Origin of the sequence: Klebsiella sp. 10 (genome assembly GCF_018223925.1) — a bacterium.
Classification (GTDB): domain Bacteria; phylum Pseudomonadota; class Gammaproteobacteria; order Enterobacterales; family Enterobacteriaceae; genus Klebsiella; species Klebsiella pneumoniae.
Map to the genome: position 1 here is coordinate 437,612 of NZ_JAGRRB010000001.1, position 21,355 is coordinate 458,966.

General features: G+C 58.9%; 24 protein-coding genes. 13 read left to right on the plus strand and 11 right to left on the minus strand.

Annotation, left to right across the window (positions count from 1 at the left end; translation table 11 throughout):
- Positions 1–18: 18 nt before the first annotated feature.
- Positions 19–915 (minus strand): DMT family transporter, encoded by an 897-nt coding sequence (locus KHQ26_RS02230; RefSeq protein ID WP_004180146.1) that lies wholly within the window; start codon positions 913–915, stop codon positions 19–21.
- A 180-nt stretch (positions 916–1,095) separates the two neighbouring features.
- On the opposite strand from KHQ26_RS02230, the gene KHQ26_RS02235 reads away from it, so the two are divergent.
- Positions 1,096–1,965 carry an AraC family transcriptional regulator gene (locus tag KHQ26_RS02235; RefSeq protein ID WP_004151213.1) on the plus strand — a complete coding sequence of 290 codons (870 nt, stop codon included), beginning with the start codon at positions 1,096–1,098 and terminating at the stop codon, positions 1,963–1,965.
- Here KHQ26_RS02235 and KHQ26_RS02240 read toward each other — a convergent pair.
- Positions 1,942–3,108 (minus strand): benzoate/H(+) symporter BenE family transporter, encoded by a 1,167-nt coding sequence (locus KHQ26_RS02240; RefSeq protein WP_020804084.1) that lies wholly within the window; start codon positions 3,106–3,108, stop codon positions 1,942–1,944. The two genes, KHQ26_RS02235 and KHQ26_RS02240, sit on opposite strands and share 24 nt — an antisense overlap.
- A gap of 185 nt (positions 3,109–3,293) precedes the next feature.
- Between KHQ26_RS02240 and KHQ26_RS02245 the strand changes: the two genes are divergently transcribed.
- On the plus strand, positions 3,294–3,863 hold the full coding sequence (locus KHQ26_RS02245; protein ID WP_020804091.1) for a helix-turn-helix domain-containing protein: 570 nt from the start codon (positions 3,294–3,296) through the stop codon (positions 3,861–3,863).
- A gap of 10 nt (positions 3,864–3,873) precedes the next feature.
- Here the strand turns inward: KHQ26_RS02245 and KHQ26_RS02250 are convergent, their stop codons facing one another.
- Complete coding sequence (locus tag KHQ26_RS02250) at positions 3,874–4,041, minus strand: hypothetical protein (protein WP_020804090.1); 168 nt, start codon at positions 4,039–4,041, stop codon at positions 3,874–3,876.
- 33 nt (positions 4,042–4,074) lie between these two features.
- On the opposite strand from KHQ26_RS02250, the gene KHQ26_RS02255 reads away from it, so the two are divergent.
- On the plus strand, positions 4,075–6,036 hold the full coding sequence (locus tag KHQ26_RS02255) for a peptidase U32 family protein (RefSeq protein ID WP_002907469.1): 1,962 nt from the start codon (positions 4,075–4,077) through the stop codon (positions 6,034–6,036).
- Between the two features lie 12 nt (positions 6,037–6,048).
- On the opposite strand, the gene KHQ26_RS02260 is transcribed toward KHQ26_RS02255, so the two are convergent.
- The 5 genes from KHQ26_RS02260 to KHQ26_RS02280 all read right to left on the minus strand — a co-directional run bounded on the left by KHQ26_RS02260 (position 6,049) and on the right by KHQ26_RS02280 (position 9,361).
- Positions 6,049–6,279 (minus strand): DUF2554 family protein, encoded by a 231-nt coding sequence (locus KHQ26_RS02260; RefSeq protein ID WP_020804077.1) that lies wholly within the window; start codon positions 6,277–6,279, stop codon positions 6,049–6,051.
- Between the two features lie 148 nt (positions 6,280–6,427).
- Entirely contained in the window at positions 6,428–6,733 is a 306-nt protein-coding gene (locus KHQ26_RS02265; RefSeq protein ID WP_004148558.1) for a hypothetical protein, read from the minus strand.
- A gap of 95 nt (positions 6,734–6,828) precedes the next feature.
- Positions 6,829–6,954, minus strand: coding sequence for a DUF2474 domain-containing protein (locus KHQ26_RS02270; RefSeq protein WP_004180143.1), 126 nt, complete (start codon positions 6,952–6,954; stop codon positions 6,829–6,831).
- Positions 6,954–7,964, minus strand: a complete 1,011-nt coding sequence (gene cydB, locus KHQ26_RS02275; protein ID WP_020804085.1) for a cytochrome d ubiquinol oxidase subunit II — start codon at positions 7,962–7,964, stop codon at positions 6,954–6,956. The genes KHQ26_RS02270 and cydB overlap by 1 nt, the downstream gene beginning before the upstream one ends.
- Positions 7,964–9,361, minus strand: coding sequence for a cytochrome ubiquinol oxidase subunit I (locus tag KHQ26_RS02280; RefSeq protein ID WP_004189768.1), 1,398 nt, complete (start codon positions 9,359–9,361; stop codon positions 7,964–7,966). Before KHQ26_RS02280 ends, cydB begins: the two co-directional genes overlap by 1 nt.
- 687 nt (positions 9,362–10,048) lie before the next feature.
- Here KHQ26_RS02280 and KHQ26_RS02285 point away from each other — a divergent pair.
- From KHQ26_RS02285 to patD, 6 genes are all read left to right on the plus strand, one after another.
- Positions 10,049–11,461: a PLP-dependent aminotransferase family protein gene (locus KHQ26_RS02285; protein ID WP_004175937.1), complete on the plus strand. Its 1,413-nt coding sequence runs from the start codon at positions 10,049–10,051 to the stop codon at positions 11,459–11,461.
- Positions 11,462–11,765: 304 nt separating this feature from the next.
- Positions 11,766–12,911 (plus strand): putative ABC transporter substrate-binding protein YdcS, encoded by a 1,146-nt coding sequence (gene ydcS, locus KHQ26_RS02290; protein WP_002907384.1) that lies wholly within the window; start codon positions 11,766–11,768, stop codon positions 12,909–12,911.
- A gap of 16 nt (positions 12,912–12,927) precedes the next feature.
- Positions 12,928–13,941 carry an ABC transporter ATP-binding protein gene (locus KHQ26_RS02295; RefSeq protein ID WP_004184243.1) on the plus strand — a complete coding sequence of 338 codons (1,014 nt, stop codon included), beginning with the start codon at positions 12,928–12,930 and terminating at the stop codon, positions 13,939–13,941.
- Position 13,942: 1 nt separating this feature from the next.
- The gene (locus tag KHQ26_RS02300; RefSeq protein ID WP_004189770.1) at positions 13,943–14,872 is read left to right on the plus strand and encodes an ABC transporter permease; all 930 of its coding nucleotides are present in this window, start codon (positions 13,943–13,945) and stop codon (positions 14,870–14,872) included.
- Positions 14,862–15,668 (plus strand): ABC transporter permease, encoded by an 807-nt coding sequence (locus KHQ26_RS02305; RefSeq protein WP_004143773.1) that lies wholly within the window; start codon positions 14,862–14,864, stop codon positions 15,666–15,668. Before KHQ26_RS02300 ends, KHQ26_RS02305 begins: the two co-directional genes overlap by 11 nt.
- A gap of 22 nt (positions 15,669–15,690) precedes the next feature.
- A complete protein-coding gene (patD, locus tag KHQ26_RS02310; RefSeq protein ID WP_029497244.1) occupies positions 15,691–17,118 on the plus strand; it encodes an aminobutyraldehyde dehydrogenase in 1,428 nt (475 codons plus the stop codon).
- A gap of 340 nt (positions 17,119–17,458) precedes the next feature.
- Here patD and KHQ26_RS02315 read toward each other — a convergent pair whose 3' ends face one another.
- Entirely contained in the window at positions 17,459–17,581 is a 123-nt protein-coding gene (locus KHQ26_RS02315) for a small membrane protein (protein WP_004175940.1), read from the minus strand.
- Between the two features lie 148 nt (positions 17,582–17,729).
- Between KHQ26_RS02315 and KHQ26_RS02320 the strand changes: the two genes are divergently transcribed.
- On the plus strand, positions 17,730–17,927 hold the full coding sequence (locus tag KHQ26_RS02320; protein ID WP_004189776.1) for a hypothetical protein: 198 nt from the start codon (positions 17,730–17,732) through the stop codon (positions 17,925–17,927).
- Positions 17,928–18,064: 137 nt separating this feature from the next.
- On the plus strand, positions 18,065–18,316 hold the full coding sequence (locus KHQ26_RS02325; RefSeq protein ID WP_020804594.1) for a hypothetical protein: 252 nt from the start codon (positions 18,065–18,067) through the stop codon (positions 18,314–18,316).
- A gap of 51 nt (positions 18,317–18,367) precedes the next feature.
- Here KHQ26_RS02325 and yncL read toward each other — a convergent pair whose 3' ends face one another.
- Positions 18,368–18,460, minus strand: a complete 93-nt coding sequence (yncL, locus tag KHQ26_RS02330; RefSeq protein WP_002906891.1) for a stress response membrane protein YncL — start codon at positions 18,458–18,460, stop codon at positions 18,368–18,370.
- A gap of 194 nt (positions 18,461–18,654) precedes the next feature.
- On the opposite strand from yncL, the gene KHQ26_RS02335 reads away from it, so the two are divergent.
- Positions 18,655–18,828 carry a GhoT/OrtT family toxin gene (locus KHQ26_RS02335; RefSeq protein ID WP_002906888.1) on the plus strand — a complete coding sequence of 58 codons (174 nt, stop codon included), beginning with the start codon at positions 18,655–18,657 and terminating at the stop codon, positions 18,826–18,828.
- Between the two features lie 88 nt (positions 18,829–18,916).
- Positions 18,917–19,666 carry an alpha/beta fold hydrolase gene (locus KHQ26_RS02340; protein WP_020324765.1) on the plus strand — a complete coding sequence of 250 codons (750 nt, stop codon included), beginning with the start codon at positions 18,917–18,919 and terminating at the stop codon, positions 19,664–19,666.
- A gap of 13 nt (positions 19,667–19,679) precedes the next feature.
- Here KHQ26_RS02340 and KHQ26_RS02345 read toward each other — a convergent pair whose 3' ends face one another.
- A complete protein-coding gene (locus KHQ26_RS02345) occupies positions 19,680–21,113 on the minus strand; it encodes an aldehyde dehydrogenase (protein WP_020804590.1) in 1,434 nt (477 codons plus the stop codon).
- Between the last annotated feature and the right edge of the window lie 242 nt (positions 21,114–21,355).

A 21,355-nucleotide genomic window follows, 5' to 3' on the forward strand; every position in this document is an offset into this window, starting at 1 on the left:
TGGTTTTCTTCAGCCTCCTCAGGCCAGCCTTCGGCGCAGCAATAGCTGTTCCGGTTTGGCAAACATCACCAGGTTACCCAGCAGGATCAGCGCCAGCCCGATCACGGCGCTGCTGTGCCAGACATACCCTTCATAGACGGTGGAAATGGATAAGGCGACCAGCGGAAACAGCAGCGTACTGTAGGCGGCTTTGCTGGCGCCGATGCGCCCAACGAGAGTGAAATAGGCGCCAAAGGCGATGACCGAGCCGAACAGCGCCAGGTAAAGCAGGGCGCCCAGATAGCTGACGGTCCATTCTGGCATAAAGTTATCGCCGCGCAGCAGAGCGATCGCCCCCATCACCAGCGTGCCGTAGAGCATCGCCCAGCTGTTGGTGGTCAGCGTTTCCAGCCCGCGGCGCTGGTGGCGAATACTGAACATATTGCCGAGCGAAAAACCGTAGGTGCCCAGGGCGCTCAGCCCGATCCCCCACAGCAGCGAGGCGTTCAGTCCGTTGGCCAGCAGGTCGTCCCAGAACAGGATGACGATACCGGCGAGACCCAGCGCGGCGGCGGCCCAGAAGCGGCCCGGCGGCTGCTGGCGAAAAAAGAGAAAGCTGTTGATGGCGTTAAACAGTACCGCCATCGAAAAGATCACCGATTCCAGACCGGTATTGATCCAGGCGGCGGCGGTATAAAAACACCAGAAATTAAAGCAGAAGACGCAGCAGCCCTGCAGCAGGCAGCAGAGATGATCTTTCGCGCCCAGCGGCCGCAGGCGTCGTGTGACGAGCAGAATCGCCAGCATCGTGACGCTGGCTACGGCGAAACGCCAGAAAATCGATACCGGCGCGGCCACCGGTCCCTGTTGTAAAAAAATCGCGATCCACGTTGTACCCCAGATCACGACAACGAGTGCATAGAGTAATGCGTTCACCCTGGTTCTCCTCTACCTGTTGATGGGAGGAGTATGCCGGCTGCCGCCTGCTGCGGCTTTCACCGGTTTGTTGTCGGCTTGCAAATTCTTGCGCTTATTTGCTATCCGCTGGCGGTGAGGACTGGAAACCGCGCCGTAGTCTCCCTAGACTAGGGCTTTTACAGACAATGTGTGAAGACGATGGGTTACGGGACATTTGAAACATTACGGCGACAGAACGCGGTGCTGAAGGGAACCGTGGAGCTGAATTCCGGTATTCAACTGGCCGCCTGGTATAACAATTGCGATACCGTGACGGTGCGCAGCGACCATCATACTTTAAGTCTGTACGTGGCTGATGGCTACGAAAGCTATCAAAAGACGCCGCACGGCTGGAAAAATGGCGGCGGCCCGGATCGTTTTTGTCTGATGCCGAAAGGCGATGAAAGCGTATGGGATATCCGCGGCGATCTGTCGTTTGTGCATCTTTACTGTACCGATGCGCACCTGCGTCGCGTCGGCGAGGAGGTGTGGGACCGCAGCCCGGCGAACTTCACCCTGCAGGAAAAGACCTTCGCCAGCGATGATAAAATCACCGCAGTGTATCGTCAGTTTTTGCTGGCTAACGACTGGCGGCAGCCGGCGAACCAGCTGACCCTCAGCGCTGCCAGCAGCTTACTGCTTACCCATCTGATCCAGCACTATTCCACCGTGCAGTGGCGTTTGCCGACGGTCACCGGCGGGCTTGCGCCAGGCGTAAAGCGTCACGTACTGGCCTGGATCGATGCTCATCTCGATCAGCCCTTGACCCTGGCCGACCTGGCGCAGCAGGCGGGTCTGAGTGAGTTTCATTTTGCTCGTATGTTTCGTCAGTCGCTAAATATGGCTCCGCATCAGTACGTCATGCAGCAGCGAATGGCGAAGGCGCAAAACCTGATCTGCCATAGCGCGCTGCCGTTAACCGAGATAGCGCTGGCCTGTGGTTTTAGCTCCCCCAGCCATTTCAGCCATCGGGTCAAAGCCGCCACCGGCCTGACGCCCTCCCAGCTACGGGCGGCGCAGCGCGGATAGCACGCCGTAACTCACCCCGCCGAGCACCACGCCCCAGAAGGCGGAGCCAATTCCCGCCAGCGTCACCCCGCTGGCGGTGACCAGGAAGGTTAGCACCGCCGCATCGCGCTCACTGGCCTGATGCACTGCCTGAAACAGACTCCCGCCGATGGTGCCGAGCAGCGCCAGACCCGCCAGCATCTGGATCCACGCCGGCGGCAGGGCCGACATCAGGGCGGTGATTGACCCGCCGAACAGACCGGCCAGCAGATAAAAACCGCCCGCGGCTATGGCCGCCAGCCAGCGCTGGTTCGGATCCGGGTGCGCCTCCGGGCTCTGGCATATGGCGGCGGTGATCGCCGCGATGCAGACGGAATAAACCCCAAACGGCGCCAGCAGTAGTGCCAACCCCCCGCAAACGACGATCAGTGCGGAGACCGGTACGGTATAGCCTGATGCCTGCAGGGTGGCGAACCCCGGAGCGTTCTGCGAGGCCATGGTGACGAGGAAGAACGGCAGACCGACGCTGAGCAAAAGCGCCGGAGTAAACTGCGGGGCGACCCATTCCGGCGTCACAAATGCTAGCGGCACGGCGGCGCTAGCCACATCCCCGGACGCCGCCGCAATCAGCGCTCCAATCACCAGCGCGGCCACCACGGCGAAGCGGGGGCACAGCGCTTTACACAGCAGCCAGGCGGCGAGCATCCCGCCGCACAGCGGCAGATGATCCTGTAAGCCGGCGAAGGCCTGCAAACCAAACCGTAGCAGGATCCCAGCCAGCATCGCGGCGGCCAGCGAATGGGGAATGATCTGCATCAGCCGGGCAAACAGTCCGGTGGCGCCGCAGATAACGATCAGCGCGTTGGCGAAAATAAAGATCCCCACGGCCTCGGCGAGGGTCACCCCCTGCAGGCCGCTAACTAACAGCGCAGCGCCCGGCGTTGACCAGGCGGTGAGCACAGGAACTTTCCGCCAGGCGCTCAGCGCGAGAGTACTGATGCCCATGGCGAGGCCAAGAGCCGTCATCCAGCCGGCGATCTGCCCGGGGGTAGCGCCGGCCGCGGCGGCGGCCTGCCAGATGATGGCGGCGGAGCTGGCGTACCCCACCAACACGGCGACGAAGCCAGCGAACAGAGTGGGAAGCGGAAGACTAAACGAGCGCATCGATGATTCTCATGTGCGTTATAACATCCATTCACTGTATCATTGTGCGTTATAACGCACAAGCGGTGGTTCGCGCAGCTACCCTGGGAGAAAAACTCGCCGCCAGTGGCGTACGATGCCGTTAAACGTCCTGAAAAAATCAGACAAATGGCGGTATACTTTGCGCAGTAAAAACAGGAGGAAGGATGAATATTGCGCAACATCTGGCGGCAACGCTTAAAACCCTGCGCCAGCAGCGAGGCTGGAGCCTGTCGCGACTGGCGGAACAGACCGGGGTGTCGAAAGCCATGCTCGGGCAGATTGAGCGGAATGAATCAAGTCCAACGGTGGCGACGCTGTGGAAGATTGCCACCGGGCTGAACGTACCGTTTTCGGCGTTCATCGTCCCGGACGCCAGCGCCGCGCCCTCCGCGTTTGATCCGCAGCAGCAGGCGATGGTGGTGACGCCAGTATTCCCGTGGGATCCCGAGCTGCGCTTTGACCATTTTTCGATAACCCTTGCCTCCGGCGCGCTGAGCGAATCAACGCCGCATGAGAAAGGGGTGATTGAGCATGTGGTAGTGATAAGTGGTACGCTGGATTTGTGCTTACAAGGGGAGTGGCACTCGCTGCAGGCGGGTGAGGGTAGGCGTTTCGCCGGCGACGCGACGCATGCGTATCGTAACCGCGGCGCCCAGGCGGCCCATTTCCATTCTCTTATCCATTATCCAAAAGAAAAAACCGCGAGCGAACCCGCGGCCAGACAAGATGACTGATGATAACCACTCACAACGTGACGAGGAAAATCCGGAATACGTGATGACAGTACTCTTCGCCGTCATTTGAGGGAAATATCTTTTCCGTCAATACTTTGTTGAAAAGTGAAAATTCGTCGTCGTGTGACGGCGGAAAAGGTTTTCGTCTGCGCCCGGTTCTGACTACAATAGCCGCCATTTCGACCCCCTTATACTGGATAACAACACGCGTATGCGCCTGCACAATCATCGTCTTGAACTTCTTAGTCCTGCCCGCGACGCCGGTATCGCTCGCGAAGCGATCCTTCACGGTGCCGATGCCGTTTACATCGGTGGACCTGGCTTTGGTGCCCGCCACAACGCCAGCAACAGTCTGAGCGATATCGCCGGGCTGGTGCCTTTCGCTCATCGCTTTGGCGCAAAGGTATTTGTGACGCTGAACACCATTCTGCATGACGATGAACTGGAGCCGGCGCAGCGGCTGATTACCGATCTCTACGACGCAGGCGTCGATGCGCTTATCGTCCAGGATATGGGGATCATGGAGCTGGATCTGCCGCCGATTGAGCTGCACGCCAGCACCCAGTGCGATATTCGCAGCGTGGAAAAAGCGAAGTTTCTCTCCGACGCCGGCTTCAGTCAGATCGTGCTGGCGCGCGAACTGAACCTCAGTCAAATCAAAGCCATTTACGACCACACTGACGCCACCATCGAATTCTTTATCCATGGCGCGCTGTGCGTGGCCTATTCCGGGCAGTGTTACATTTCGCACGCCCAGACCGGACGCAGCGCCAACCGCGGCGACTGCTCGCAGGCTTGCCGCTTGCCGTATACCCTGAAGGACGATCAGGGGCGGGTGGTGGCCTATGAGAAACATCTCCTGTCGATGAAGGATAACGATCAGACCGCCAACCTGGCGGCGCTGATCGACGCTGGCGTACGCTCCTTCAAAATTGAAGGCCGTTACAAAGACATGAGTTATGTGAAAAACATCACTGCGCACTACCGTCAAATGCTGGATGCCATTATCGAAGATCGCGGCGACCTGGCGCGCGCCTCGGCTGGACGCACTGAGCATTTCTTTATCCCGTCCACGGATAAAACCTTCCACCGGGGCAGCACTGACTACTTTGTTAATGCCCGCAAAGGCGATATCGGCGCCTTTGATTCGCCGAAATTTATCGGCCTGCCGGTAGGTGAAGTTCTGAAGGTAGGCAAAGACCATCTCGACGTTGAAGTCAGTGAACCGTTAACCAACGGCGATGGTCTCAACGTGATGATTAAGCGCGAAGTGGTGGGCTTCCGTGCTAATACCGTGGAAAAAACCGGCGAAAACCGTTATCGGGTATGGCCGAACGAGATGCCAGCGGATCTGCATAAAGTGCGCCCCCATCAGCCGCTCAACCGCAACCTCGATCATAACTGGCAACAGGCGCTGCTAAAGACCTCCAGCGAACGCCGCATCGCGGTAGATGTGACGTTGAGCGGCTGGCAGGAGCAGCTGGTTCTCACCATGACCTGTGAAGATGGCGTCAGCGTGACCCACACCCTTGACGGGGAGTTCGCCGAAGCTAACCAGGCGGAGAAAGCGCTGGCCAACCTGCGTGACGGTGTCACAAAACTGGGGCAAACCATCTACTATGCGCGCGAGGTGCAGGTTAATCTGCCGCCGCTGTTTGTGCCCAACAGCCTGCTCAACCAGCTGCGTCGGGAAACTGCGGAGATGCTGGATGAAGCGCGCCTCAACGCCTGGCAGCGCGGCACCCGCAAGCCGGTCTCCGTACCGCCGCCGGTCTACCCTGAGACCCATCTCTCCTTCCTCGCCAACGTCTATAACCACAAGGCGCGGGCGTTCTACCAGCGCTATGGCGTACAGCTGATCGACGCCGCCTATGAAGCGCACGAAGAGAAGGGCGATGTGCCGGTGATGATCACTAAGCATTGTTTGCGGTTCGCCTTCAACCTCTGCCCGAAGCAGGCGAAAGGCTCCATCAAGAGCTGGAAAGCCACGCCGATGCAGCTGATCCATGGCGATGAGGTCCTGACCCTGAAGTTTGACTGCCGTCCGTGCGAAATGCACGTGGTCGGCAAGATCAAAAACCATATCCTCAAAATGCCGCACCCGGGCAGCATTGTGGCCTCCGTCAGCCCGGACGATCTGATGAAGACGCTGCCGAAGCGCAAAGGGGCCTGATTCGAGTCGATGCTATTGGCAGGATGCCCGCGGTTTACGGTCGTCCTGCCAGCGGTGATGTTCGCGCAGGTCTGCGGCGGCCTCCTCGTGCTGGCTGCGAAGCTCATCGCTATCCGCTTCGTGCAGCAGCTGCTGTTCGAGACTTTGCACCGGAAAGTACTCGTGTCCCTGACGATGGGCCAACAGATGCCCGGAAAATAATGTGCACAGCAACAGCAGGGCGCTTATGCTTCTCTTTAACATACCTTTTCTCGACGGAACAATGGCGTGGACATACTATGTCAGGCGCAATGCAGGCTTTTTTTCGGGCATCTCAAAGAACGGCAAGAGTTTGTCAACGATGGCTGACGAAGGATGAAAAAAGGCCTGACGCGGAAGCCAGGCCAGAGTGTTACGCTTTCGGCGGCAGCGGTTTCCCGCTGTGCTCGCTCCCTTTTGGCGGCTGCTTGCCGTTGTGCTGCGGCTGTTTACCGTCGTGCTGCGGCTGTTTGCCGTCGTGCTGCGGCTGTTTGCCGTCTCGTTGTGGCTGTTTGCTGTTGTATTGCGCTTGCTTACCTTCGTGTTGGCCGTTTTTCACCGGCGGTTTACCCTGATGCTGCGCGCCTTTTTCCGGCGGCGGCGGCGGGTTGTCGGCAGCAAAAGCCCATGACGACATTCCCAGCGTCATTACGGCGGAGAGTAAAGCTAACTTCTTCATAGCAATATCCTTTCTTCAGATGTATCGCCGTATTTCATCAGGCAAAAGTGAAGATAAGATGGAGAAGTCCCTTTTCGGACCTCTCTGCATCCCACTCAGACTTTTAGCCCTGCGGCGGTCATCAGCAGGCGAAACAGCAGGCTTATGGCGGCCAGCGTCAGTACGCTGCCTCCCCAGAGCGCGATCAGCCACAGCAGACGTTTAGGCCAGGCAGTACGCATCAGTGATATCCCTCCCCAGGCTGAACTTTGCCGCGGAACACGTAATAGCTCCAGCAGGTGTAGCCAAGAATGACCGGAATAATCAGCAGGGCGCCCACCAGCATAAAGCCCTGGCTTTGCGGGGGAGCGGCAGCCTGCCACAGCGTGATGGCCGGCGGGATAATATGCGGCCAGATGCTGATCCCCAGTCCGCTGAAGCCGAGAAAGACCAGGCCCAGCGTCAGCGTGAAGGGCGAAACATGGCGGTCGCGCTGATGCAGCGTGCGCCACAGCCAGCCGCTAACGAGGATCACCAGCAGCGGTACCGGCAGCAGGAAATAGAGATTCGGCAGGCTGAACCAGCGGGCAGCAATCGCCGGGTGCGCCAGCGGAGTCCACAGGCTGATGACGGCAAACACCGCCAGCAGGGCACCCAGCAACTGCCGCGATGCGCTGCGCATTCTCTGCTGCAGCGCGCCTTCACTTTTCATCACCAGCCAGGTGGCGCCGAGCAGCGCATAGGCCACGCACAGTCCGAGTCCGCAGAACAGGCTGAACGGGGTCAGCCAGTCAAACATGCCGCCGCTGAAGGCGCGACCGCTGACGGTGAAACCGTTGATCACCGACCCGACCACCACGCCCTGGCTGAAAGTTGCCAGCAGGGAGCCGCCAAAAAAGGCGCGATCCCAGAATGGCCGGTGCGACGGCGTAGCCTGGAAGCGAAACTCAAAGGCGACGCCGCGAAAAATCAGGCCGATCAGCATCAGGGTCAGGGGGATCGACAAGGCGTCGATGATCACCGCGTAGGCGAGGGGAAAGGCGCCAAACAGGCCGGCGCCGCCGAGCACCAGCCAGGTTTCATTGCCATCCCATACCGGCGCGACGCTGTTGACCATTACGTCGCGATCCCCGCCGCCCCACACCGTGCTGAACAGCAGGCCGATGCCCAGATCAAAGCCATCCATGACGATGTACATCAGCGTGGCAAAGACGATAATCACGAACCAGATCACCGATAATTCGATACCCATTAGCGGGACTCCTTCTGCAGATAACCTTCAGTGGCGGCGGACAGCGGGCGGGCTGGCGTACCGGTTGTCGCCGGGAGCATCTCCTGCGGCCCCTTGCGGATCAGGCGCAGCATATAGCTGTAGCCGACGCCGAAGACGGCGCTGTACACTACGATAAAGGTCAATAAACTGACCGACATATGCAGATCGCCATGAGCGGAAACGGCATCGGCGGTGCGCTGAACGCCATACACCACCCAGGGTTGGCGGCCCACCTCGGTGGTCACCCAGCCGGCGAGAATAGCGATCAGGCCGGATGGCCCCATCCACAGGGCAAAACGCAGAAACGGCCGCGAGTGGTATAGCCGGTCGCCGCGACGCAGCCACAGGGCCAGCACGCCCAGCAGCAGCATCAACATGCCCAGCCCGGCCATCAGGCGAAATGACCAGAACACCACAGTAGAATTCGGGCGCTCCTCAGGAGCGAACTCTTTCAACGCCGGCACCTGTTTATCAAGACTGTGGGTGAGGATCAGACTGCCCAGGGCCGGTATCTCAAGCCCGTAGCGGGTGCGCTGCTGGTCCATATCGGGCCAGCCAAACAGCAGCAACGGCGTTGGCTCACCCGGCGGATTTTCCCAGTGCCCCTCAATGGCGGCGATTTTCGCCGGCTGGTGCTTCAGGGTATTCAGGCCATGCATATCGCCGATCAGCGCCTGGACGGGGGCGACCAGCAGCGTCATCCATAGCGCCATCGAGAACATCTTACGGATCGCCGGCGACTGATTGCCGCGCAGCAGATGCCAGGCCGCCGAGGCGCCGACAAACAGCGCGCTACTGAGAAATGCCGCTACTGTCATATGCAATAATCGGTAGGGGAACGACGGATTAAAGATCACCGCCAGCCAGTCGACGGGCACGACCTGGCCATCAACGATCTCAAACCCCTGCGGGGTCTGCATCCAGCTGTTAGAGGCGAGGATCCAGAAGGTGGAGATGATAGTACCCAGCGCCACCATGCAGGTGGCGAAAAAGTGCAGCCCCGGCCCCACGCGGTTCCAGCCGAAAAGCATCACCCCGAGGAAGCCCGCTTCCAGAAAGAACGCCGTCAGGACTTCATAGGTGAGCAGAGGGCCGGTTATGCTGCCTGCAAACTGTGAGAAACCGCTCCAGTTGGTGCCGAACTGGTAGGCCATCACCAGCCCGGAAACGACCCCCATACCGAAGTTGACGGCGAAAATCTTCGACCAGAAATGGTACAGCGAGCGCCAGACGGGATTTTTTGTTTTTAGCCATAAGCCTTCGAGCACCGCCAGATAGCTGGCCAGTCCGATGGTAATGGCGGGGAAGATAATATGAAATGAGACCGTAAAAGCGAATTGAACTCGCGCCAGATGGAATGCATCAAGACCGAACATGCAGGACTCCACAACAAAATTGATTCAGCGCAATTTTAGGTGGGGTGACGACTGAGGGGCAGAGGCAGTCACGCCATTTTTTATCATAACAGTTGGCCGCTGTTATGATTTTTCAGCTGTTGCCAGGGCGAGAAAATATCCTTGCGCAACCTTGATTAATCCCTGCGGAAGGTGATTAGGCGTCTATTCCGCTGTCTGTCATATTATTGCTAACGGCTGGCTACGCGGCCCTGCCGCCGGTATGGCGTAGTCACCTGGTCGGCATAATATATCCTTACCACCCGCCGTAGCTCATATTTTGGCTTACGAAATCCGCCACGGATTTTTACTCTGATTTATTGTCACTCATTAGTATGAGAATAAGTAAAAACGCTGAGCCGGTTAATCGTAAATTAAATAATAATAAATTGTCGGCTCCGCGGCTAATTTGTACTGTATGAGCTCGGGAATAAATAAAAGGGAATGCCAATGTCTGAAAAAGGATTACAGAGTCTGTGCATTACGCTTGGCGTAATGATTATCTTCTGGTTTGTTTTAATCTCGCTATTCTGGGTGGTGATATTTTAAACCCATCCCGTGCTATCACGGCGACGCGGCCGCCGCTGCAGATATAACAGTTACAGGAAACTATGATTTTTTTAAAACTGATATATGATAATGGGACGTTATCGTACGGGGACGGCCGCAATGAAAAAGTATCAACAGTTGGCGCAGCAACTGACCGAGCAGATCGCCCTTGGCGTCTGGTTGCCTGGCGATCGGCTGCCGTCGCTGCGCGAGCAGGTGATCAGCAGCGGCATGAGCTTTATGACCGTCAGCCATGCCTATCAGCTGCTGGAAAGCCAGGGGCGCATCGTCGCCCGTCCGCAGTCGGGTTATTATGTTGCCCCCCAGCCGGTGAAGCTCCGCCAGCCGGCGCCGCCTGCCCAGGTCACTCGCGATGAAGCCGTCGATATCAATACCTATATCTTTGAGGTGCTCCAGGCCAGCCGCCAGGCGTCGATGCTGCCCTTTGCCTCGGCCTTTCCGGACCCGCGTCTCTTCCCGCTGCAGCAGCTCAACCGCTCGCTGGCGCAGGTAAGTAAAACCGCCACCGCCATGAGCGTCATTGAGAATCTGCCGCCGGGCAATGCAGAACTTCGGCATGCCATTGCCCGTCGCTATGCCCTGCAGGGGATGAATGTCTCGCCGGACGAGATCGTCATCACCGCCGGGGCGCTGGAGGCGCTTAACCTCAGCCTGCAGGCGGTGACCGAGCCGGGAGACTGGGTGGTGGTGGAAAACCCCTGCTTCTACGGCGCCCTGCAGGCGCTGGAGAGGCTGCGTTTGAAAGCATTGTCGGTGGCCACTGACGTCAGGGAAGGCATTGATCTGACGGCGCTGGAGGCGGCCCTGCAAAACTATCCGGTGAAGGCCTGCTGGCTGATGACCAACGGCCAGAATCCGCTCGGCTTCACCCTCAGCGCTGAAAAAAAAGCGGCGCTGGTGGCGCTGCTGGCGCGCTATAACGTGATGTTGATCGAAGATGATGTCTATAGCGAGCTCTATTTTGGCCGCGAAAAGCCGTTACCGGCGAAGTTCTGGGATCGCCAGGAGATGACGCTGCACTGCAGCTCGTTCTCAAAATGTCTGGTACCCGGCTTTCGTATCGGCTGGGTGGCGGCCGGCAAACAGGCGCGGCGGATCCAGCAGCTCCAGCTGATGAGTACGCTTTCCACCAGTTCGCCGATGCAGTTAGCCCTGGTGGATTACCTGTCCACCAAGCGCTATGACGCCCACCTGCGCCGTCTACGTCGTCAGCTGGCGGAGCGTAAACAGCAGGCCTGGCAGGCGCTGCTGCGCCATCTGCCGCCGGAGGTCGTCGTCCACCACAGCGACAGCGGCTACTTTCTGTGGATCGAACTACCGGAAGGGGCCGACGCTAGCGCACTTAGCGCCCGGGCGCTGGCGTCGCACATCAGCATTGCCCCAGGGAAAATGTTCTCCACCTCCGACAGCTGGACCTCGTTTTTCCGTTTTAATACCGCCTGGGGCTGGGGGGAACGCGAAGAGCAGGGGGTGAAGCGCCTGGGGGAGCTTATTCGCGAACAGCTTGCCTGACCCTGTCGTTTATTTTTCTCATCATAAACATTCTGCGAAAATAAGCGAAAGAGGATTTTTATCGAGGCCGGTCATTATTTTACCGGCGCTCACCATAGGAAATATGCATACCCCTCCTCATTCCCTAACTCGTTGTCTATAATCCATAAAGTCCTGCTTGTGTTGGCGATTTTTACGTAATGCGTCCCGGGTCACAACCTGAATAAATTCCCCTGGGGGCGTTAATCCGCTGACTACCCTTATTTCAGGAGATATTTTTACGGCACGGCTGCCGCTAATTCCTTTGTGACAGGAGTAACACCTGATGAGCAAAAAAATTGCCCGTTGCAGCCTTTATGTGCTGGGTATGGCTTGTTTGACCGTTCAGGCGGCAGAGCCGCTCACCTCGCTGGATAAACCGGAAGGGCGGCTCGATATTATTGCCTGGCCGGGATATATCGAACGCGGTCAGACCGACAAACAGTACGACTGGGTGAGTCAGTTCGAAAAGGACACCGGTTGCCAGGTTAATGTCAAAACCGCTGCCACCTCTGACGAGATGGTCAGTCTGATGGCCAAAGGCGGCTACGATCTGGTCACCGCCTCGGGTGATGCTTCGCTGCGCCTGATCATGGGCAAACGCGTGCAGCCGATCAACACGGCGCTGATTGCCGGCTGGGGCTCCCTTGATCCGCGTATTGCGAAGGGGGCGTGGTTTAACGTCGGCGGTAAAGTCTATGGCACGCCGTATCAGTGGGGGCCGAACCTGCTGATGTACAACACCCGCGTATTCCCGACGCCGCCGGACAGCTGGCGCGTGGTGTTCGTCAAGCAGGATCTACCGGATGGTAAAACCAACCAGGGGCGGGTGCAGGCCTATGATGGCCCGATCTATATCGCCGACGCCGCGCTGTTTGTCAAAGCCACCCAGCCGCAGCTGGGGATCGAAGACCCCTATCAACTGACCGAAACCCAGTACAACGCGGTGCTGAAAGTCCTGCGCGACCAGCAACCGCTGATCCATCGCTACTGGCATGACGCCACCGTACAGATGAACGACTTCAAAAACGAAGGGGTAGCCGCCTCCAGTTCGTGGCCCTATCAAGCCAACGGCCTGAAGGCGGAAGGCCAGCCGGTCGCCACCGTGTTCCCGAAGGAGGGGGTAACCGGCTGGGCGGATACCACCATGCTGCACAGCGAGGCGAAGCACCCGGTCTGCGCCTATAAATGGATGAACTGGTCGCTCACGCCGAAGGTGCAGGGCGATGTGGCGGCATGGTTCGGTTCGCTGCCGGTGGTGCCTGAGGGCTGTAAAGCCAGCGCGCTGCTCGGTGATAAAGGCTGTGAGACCAACGGCTATGAGCAGTTTAACCGCATTCACTTCTGGAAAACGCCGGTTGCGGAAGGCGGGAAATACGTGCCCTATAGCCGCTGGACTCAGGACTATATTGCGATAATGGGCGGCCGCTAAGGATCGGAGGCAAACAATGACGTACGCGGTCGAGTTCCAGAATGTATCGCGCCTGTATGGCGATGTGCGGGCGGTGGATGGGGTTAGCATTGGCATACGCGATGGAGAATTTTTCTCGATGCTGGGTCCGTCCGGCTCGGGTAAAACCACCTGCCTGCGGCTGATTGCCGGTTTTGAGCAGCTCTCCGGCGGAACCATCCATATCTTTGGTCAGCCGGCCAGCGAACTGCCGCCCTGGCAGCGGGATGTGAATACCGTGTTCCAGGACTACGCGCTATTTCCCCACATGTCGATCCTTGACAACGTCGCCTACGGCCTGATGGTCAAAGGCATGGCGAAGAAAGCGCGCCATGCCCGCGCCCAGGAGGCGCTGGAGAAGGTGGCCCTTGGCTTTGCTCATCATCGCAAGCCCTCCCAGCTCTCCGGCGGCCAGCGGCAGCGGGTCGCGATTGCCCGGGCGCTGGTGAACCAGCCGCGGGTGCTGCTGCTCGATGAGCCGCTGGGCGCCCTGGATTTGAAACTACGCGAGCAGATGCAGGTGGAGCTGAAAAAGCTGCAGCAGTCGCTGGGGATCACTTTCATCTTCGTGACCCACGACCAGAGCGAAGCGCTGTCGATGTCGGATCGCGTGGCGGTGTTTAACAACGGGCGCATTGAGCAGGTGGATGCCCCGCAGGATCTCTATCTGCACCCCAGGACCGCATTTGTGGCCGGTTTTGTCGGCACCGCCAACGTTTTTGCAGCCGAGGCGGCCCGACGATTGTGCGGGATGGCGGGCAGCTGGTCGCTGCGTCCGGAGCATGTTCGCCTGCAGGGCGGCGGCGAGGTGCAGGTGCAGGGTGTGGTGCAGGCGGTGCAGTATCAGGGGGCGGCGACGCGGATCGAGCTCCGCCTCGCGGATGGCGACAAACTACTGGTCAGCCAGGCCAACATCGATGGCGCGGCGGCGGCCAGCGTTCCGCGAACCGGGGAAATAGTACAGGCGTCATGGTCGCGCTCGGCGATGACCCCGCTGGAAAGCGGAGGCTGAGATGACCATGGCAATAATTCCTGCGCAGACCGGGCGCATATCGGGGATCTTCTGGCGCCGACCGGCGCTGGGCCTGTTTTTACTGCTGCTCGGGCCGCTGATGTGGTTTGGCATCGTCTATCTGGGATCGCTGCTGACCCTGCTGTGGCAGAGCATTTATACCTTTGACGACTTCACCATGTCGGTGACCAGCGACTTCACGCTAGCTAACCTGCGGGCGCTGTTCAACCCTGCCAACTACGACATTATTGTGCGGACCCTGGTGATGGCGCTGTGCGTCACGCTGGCCAGCGCGCTGCTGGCGCTGCCGATGGCCTGGTATATGGCGCGCTACACCAGCGGCAAAATGAAGGCCTTCTTTTATATCGCGGTCATGCTACCAATGTGGGCCAGCTATATCGTCAAAGCCTATGCGTGGGTGCTGCTGCTGGCGAAAGATGGCGTGGCGCAGTGGTTCCTCGGTCATCTTGGACTGGAAGGGGCGCTGAACGCGCTGTTGAGCGTCCCGGCGGTCGGCGGCAATACCTTGTCCACCTCCGGCCTTGGACGCTTTCTGGTGTTCGTCTACATCTGGCTGCCGTTTATGATCCTGCCGGTGCAGGCGGCGCTGGAGCGTATTCCGGGATCGTTGCTACAGGCCTCGGCCGATCTCGGCGCGGCCCCGCGGCAGACCTTTCGCTACGTGGTGCTGCCGCTGGCCATTCCCGGCATCGCCGCTGGGTCGATCTTCACCTTTTCGCTGACGCTAGGCGACTTTATCGTGCCGCAGCTGGTGGGCCCGCCGGGATACTTTATCGGCAATATGGTTTACTCGCAGCAGGGGGCGATCGGCAATATGCCGATGGCAGCGGCGTTTACCCTGGTGCCTATCGTCTTGATTGCCCTCTATCTGGCGTTCGTGAAACGTCTGGGAGCCTTCGATGCACTCTGAACGCGCGCCCTGGTATCTGCGACTGGCGACCTGGGGCGGGGTGATATTCCTCCACTTTCCGCTGCTGATTATCGCCATCTATGCTTTTAATACGGAAGATGCAGCCTTTAGCTTTCCGCCGCAGGGGCTGACGCTGCGCTGGTTCAGCGAGGCGGCCGGGCGCAGCGACATTCTGCAGGCAGTGACACTGTCACTTAAGATCGCGGCCCTGTCGACCGCCATTGCCTTAGTGCTTGGCACGCTGGCTGCAGGAGCCCTGTGGCGCAGCGCCTTTTTTGGCAAAAATGCGGTGTCGCTACTGCTGCTGCTGCCTATCGCCCTGCCGGGGATCATTACCGGCCTGGCACTCCTGACGGCGTTCAAAGCGGTCGGCCTTGAGCCTGGCCTGCTGACGATCGTGGTGGGGCACGCGACCTTCTGCGTGGTGGTGGTGTTTAACAACGTCATCGCCCGCTTCCGCCGGACTTCGTGGAGTATGGTGGAAGCCTCGATGGATTTAGGCGCTACCGGTTGGCAGACCTTTCGTTACGTAGTGCTGCCCAATCTGGGGTCGGCGCTGCTGGCGGGGGGAATGCTGGCATTCGCTCTGTCGTTTGATGAAATTATCGTTACCACTTTTACCGCGGGGCATGAACGCACCTTGCCGCTGTGGTTGCTGAATCAGCTGGGGCGGCCGCGAGATGTGCCCGTCACCAACGTTGTCGCGCTGTTGGTGATGCTGGTAACGACGATACCAATCTTAGGGGCCTGGTGGCTCACCCGCGACGGCGATAACGACGCCGGAAACGGGAAATAAAACCATGAAACAGGATAATGCTATGCAACACAACCTATTGATAAACGGTAAGTTAGTGGCAGGTGAAGGCGAGAAGGTTCCGGTATATAACCCTGCAACCGGCGAAGTGATCCTGGAGATTGCCGAAGCGACAGCGGCCCAGGTCGATGCCGCCGTTGAGGCGGCGGACCGGGCATTCGATGCCTGGAGTCAGACGACGCCGAAGACGCGTGCGGAATGCCTCCTGAAGCTGGCGGACGCCATCTCGGCGCAGGCTGAAACCCTGGCGCAGCTGGAGTCGCTGAACTGCGGCAAGCCGCTGCACTGCGTGATTAATGATGAAATGCCGGCCATCGCCGACGTCTTCCGCTTCTTCGCCGGCGCCGCTCGCTGCCTGCCGGGGATGGCGGCCGGAGAGTATCTCGAAGGGCATACCTCAATGATCCGCCGCGATCCGGTGGGCGTGGTGGCCTCCATCGCGCCGTGGAACTATCCGCTGATGATGGCGGCCTGGAAGCTGGCCCCGGCGCTGGCGGCGGGCAACTGCGTAGTGATAAAACCCTCGGAGATCACCCCGCTGACGGCGCTGAAGCTGGCGGAGCTGGCAAAAGATATCTTCCCGGAGGGGGTTATCAACGTGCTGTTTGGCCGCGGTAAAACGGTGGGCGACCCCTTGACCGCCCACGTTAAAGTGCGAATGGTCTCCCTGACCGGATCGATTGCCACCGGAGCCCATATCATCGGCCATACCGCCTCGTCGATTAAACGCACCCACATGGAGCTGGGCGGTAAGGCGCCAGTGATCGTTTTTGACGATGCGGACATCGATGCGGTGGTGGATGGGGTGCGGACCTTCGGTTTTTACAACGCCGGCCAGGACTGCACGGCCGCCTGCCGGATCTACGCCCAGCAGGGTATCTATGACCAGCTGGTGGAGAAACTTGGGGCGGCGGTGGCCAGCCTGAAAATGGGGGCGCCGGAGGACACTGCCACCGAACTGGGTCCGCTGAGCTCGCTGGCCCATCTTGAGCGCGTTAGCGCGGCGGTGGAAGCCGCAAGGGCGCTGCCGCACATTAAGGTGGTCACCGGCGGCAGTCGGGCTGACGGCGCGGGCTATTACTTCCAGCCGACGCTGCTCGCCGGCGCCCGGCAGGAAGACGCTATTGTCCAGCGCGAAGTGTTTGGTCCGGTAGTCAGCGTGACGCCTTTCAGCGATGAAGCGCAGGCCCTGAGCTGGGCGAATGACTCTCAGTATGGCCTGGCCTCCTCGGTATGGACGAAAGATGTCGGTCGCGCCCATCGTCTTAGCGCCAGGCTGCAGTACGGCTGCACCTGGGTCAATACCCACTTTATGCTGGTCAGCGAAATGCCGCACGGTGGCCAGAAGCTGTCAGGCTACGGCAAGGACATGTCGATGTATGGCCTTGAGGATTATACCGTGGTCCGCCATGTGATGGTTAAGCATAGCTAAAGGATTGATCATTTAGCGCCAGGCGACTATTGCGCGATGGGTGTGTTAGGCCGCTAATAGTCACAATGGCAAAAATTGTCAAAACTCAACCCAGGGGATATGAGATTATTCTGATGCCCCTTCAAGAGCTAAGCCATCATGAGTGCCGGAGATAAGCGCCGGATGGGGTCCGCCAGTCACCCTGGGCGCACAGCGCCCGGCGGGTGGGGCGGCAACATCGCGGTTCGCGACCGAATTGCGGCCCCTGTCTGTCGGCAGGGGCTTTTTTGTGCTCGCAGAAGAGCGAAGAGATGAGCCGGCCAGTCGCGCCGGGGTAACGAGAATACCGCTTTAATTACTTTCAGCGCTTGGTTTTTTTGCTGGGCAGGCTGGCGCTGCGCCGGTCACGAATGTAGGAAATAAGATTATACACCGCCGCGACCAGCAGGATTAGCGCGATGACCAGCGTGATGATTCCGGACATATCCACCTCGAAATTCAAAGCGCGAACTGCGCTAAAGCATTACCAATGGTTATGAATGTAAGTATTATCTGACGCGAAGGCAAATGATATTTGTTGTCATTTAGCGCTATTTCTGGCTCTTATCCGTGATGACGGAGATGAAGAGGTTATGTTACAACGGCTTGCCATCGCCATTTATCTTCTTACGATGACGGCCCGCGCGATATATTGCGCCTGTGGCGAAGGCGGCGATCCTTTTCCCCTTGCCGACGGCGAAATATTTTCCTTATTAGCGAAATTAACTCCCCTGAACAGAAAGTATTTCACGGCTAGAGATAAGCTTTTAATATTTACGGTTATCGCATGATATTTGTTCTGAATATTTTATAGCCCTGAGGCAGAGGCAAATACCGGATGCCGCCCGGTAGCGCGCCCCGGGTTTGACTTTCCGCCGCCGCTCATGCGATCATTTAGGGCATATTAGGTTTTGACGTTGATGTCGCTGTGAAAATTTTTGCTTTTATTCTGCTGGCTATCGGCGCTGTGGCGCTGAGCTATGGTAATGCCCCGGCGAAACGAATCCAAAGCTGTGAGAAGATGGGCGTAGGGCAGGCCGTCTGCGCCGCCGCCGAATGGGATAGTGAAAAAGTCAACGTACTGCCGCGCTATAACCCTACTCTTAATAAGGTAATAGCTGCCGCGCAGTTAGCCCCCGCCGCCCGACAGCAAGATAACAACTCTGTTGTTCGCGCGTAAAAAAGCAGCCTTCGGGGCTGCTTTTTTAGGTTTCGTTGCTGAATTAAATGATTAAAACCAGCCAAATCTTACGGACAGCAGGCTGATAAGCGCGAACGCGGCGCAGACATTAATCATAACGACGGTTTTACTGGAGACATCCATAGCGCCACCCTAATGAGTAAGTCCTAAAGGTATAGTACGACGCCAGCGGTTGCGCTATCAGATTAAGACGAATCAGGCTTTATTCTGAATATTCAGCCCGTTTCTGATTTTGTTATACAAGTATCTCTGAATCACGACGTCATGGCAGATAATCATCCCACCATGGAACGCCCTCAGGGAAGGAAAAAGTAAGAATGACGTTATATCAAAAAATGTTGGTGTTTTACGCCATTATGGGCGTGATATGCGCCGTGATTAGCTGGTTTTTAACCAAAGAGAGCCGGATGATCCGCCTGCTGGCGGCCCTGCTGATCGGCGCCACCTGGCCGTTCAGCTTCCCGATGGCGCTGCTCGTCTCGCTGTTTTAACCCTCAGGCGCTAGACGGCAGAAAAGGGTAGCACAAAGGATAAGGTTACTGTATAAAAAAACAGTAACCTTATCATGGAGGCATACAGGTGAACGGTTTTTATTCGTCCGTCGCTGGCGCCACGCTGCGCTGGCACGATTTCCCGGGAGATGGCCTTCCGGTGGTGTTTATCCACGGCCTTGGCTGCGCGTCATCCTACGATTATCCCCGCATTGCCAGCGATCCCGCGCTCCGCGAACGGCGCAAAATACTCATCGATCTGCCGGGCTTCGGCTATAGCGATAAACCGCGCGTGTTTAGTTACAACATACATGAGCAGGCTTTAGTTTTGGAGCAGTTCCTCAGCCACCTGCGCCTGCAGCGCTTCGCGCTGTTCGGGCATAGCATGGGAGGGAGCATCGCCATCGAAGCGGCGGGGCTACTGGGCGAGCGGGTGACCACGCTGCTGGTCTCGGAACCCAACCTGTTCGCCGGCGGCGGCGAGTACAGCAGGCGCATTGCGGCGCAGTCAGAGACAGCCTTTGTCGCTGACGGCTATGCCAGGCTGCTGGCGGAGGAGCGCTCGCCGTGGGCGGGTTGTTTACAAAACAGCGCCCCCTGGGCCGTCTGGCGGGCCGCCAGCAGCCTGATACGCGGCAGCGACACGCCCTGGTTTACCCAGCTATGCCAGCTGCGCTGCCAGAAAATGCTGATCGTCGGAGAGCGGTCGCTCCCTTATGCGGATAGCGACCTCGTTCAGGCACAAGGGATCCCGGTCGGCATCGTGCCCCATGCCGGACACTCGATGGCGTGGGAAAACCCGCAGGGGCTGGCGCAGCTTATCGCCAGCCATAGTTAAGAGGCGCTGGGCCTCAGAAGGGAAGCTCGCGGGGTTGGGTCTGGATCGTTATCCAGCGCAGCTCCGTGAATTCCGCGATCCCGGCCCGGCCGCCAAAGCGGCCATAGCCGGAGGCTTTGCAGCCGCCAAACGGCATTTGCGCCTCATCATGCACCGTTGGGCCATTGATATGGCAAATCCCGGTATGCAGACGTTGCGCTACGTTCCACGCTCTGGCGCTGTCGCGGCTGTAGACCGCAGCGGAAAGACCATACTCGCTGTCGTTGGCCACCGCCAGCGCCTCCTCTTCGCTATGAACGCGAATAATCGCTTTCACCGGACCGAAGGACTCTTCACGCCACAGCCGCATCTCGCGGGTCACGCCGTCCAGCAGGGTCGGGCTCATATGGGTATCGTTGGCTTTACCACCGGTCAGCAGGCGAGCGCCTTTCGCTAACGCATCGTCAATGAGCGCGTTGCAGCGGGCGATGGTGTTCATATCGACAACCGGGCCCGTGAGGGCGGCAGGCAGGGCGGCGGCGCGCCTGGCCAGCAGCGGGATAAACGCCTCCGCTACGGCATTGTCGACAATAATGCGCTCGGTGGACATGCAGATCTGCCCGGCGTTGGCGAAGGCGCCAAAAACAGCGCCCGCCGCCGCTTGCTCAATATCAGCATCGTCCAGCACCAGCAGGGGCGCTTTTCCACCGAGCTCGAGCACCGCTGGTTTTAGATACTGTCCGCAGGTGCGGGCGATAATGCGCCCCACCGGTGTGGAGCCGGTAAAGTTAACGCGCCGCACCGCCGGGTGGGCGATCAGCGATTCCACCAGCGCCGGCGCATCTTCAGGCGCACAGGTAAGATAGTTCACCACGCCCGGCGGGAAGCCCGCCGCGTCAAGGGCGTCGATAATCAGTCCCTGAGTGGCGGGGGAAAGTTCGGCGCCCTTAAGGATCACCGTGTTGCCACAGGCCAGCGGCGTCGCCAGGGCCCGGGTGGACAGAATCAGCGGCGCGTTCCACGGCGCCATGCCCAGCACCACTCCCGCCCCCTGGCGGACGCCCATCGCCAGGTTACCCGGCACGTTGGACGGAATTATTTGCCCTTCAATCTGGGTGGTCAGCGCCGCCGCTTCACGCAGAATATCTGCCGCCAGATGAATGTTAAATCCGGCCCAGTGCGCGGTCGCGCCGGTCTCCGCCGCCATGGCGGCGATAAATTTCGCCTCCCGCAACAGCATCTGTTCCGCCGCCTCGAGCAGTAAGCGACGTCGTTCCGCCGGCGCAGTATCGCGCCACAGCGGAAAGGCGCAGGCCGCGGCTTCGACGCAGCGTTTGCCGTCGGCGAGGCTGGCGGCAGCGGCCACCGAGGCTGCCTCATCGTGGGCCGGGTGGCGTCGGGTAAAGGTGCGGCGGCCTTCGGCATCGTGCCACTGGCCGTTAATGTACAGATTGCAGGTGATTGTCATGGTGGAAACCTCTTGTTCTGCGGTTCCCCCAGTGTACCGGGCGGCACTGACGGGAAGCGTGAGCCGGGCGGTTATCGCACATTTTTTTGCAGGAATTTTGTGTGGCTCACAACATCCCGAAGCCCTCTGGCGTAAAAAGCAGCGCAACGTCGATTAAACCAGCAAATTCCACGCGTTTTGCATAAGGTGATAGCCATTGATTATTTGCCGCCGTCAGGCGGCTGTGCTGTTATTACCGTTCT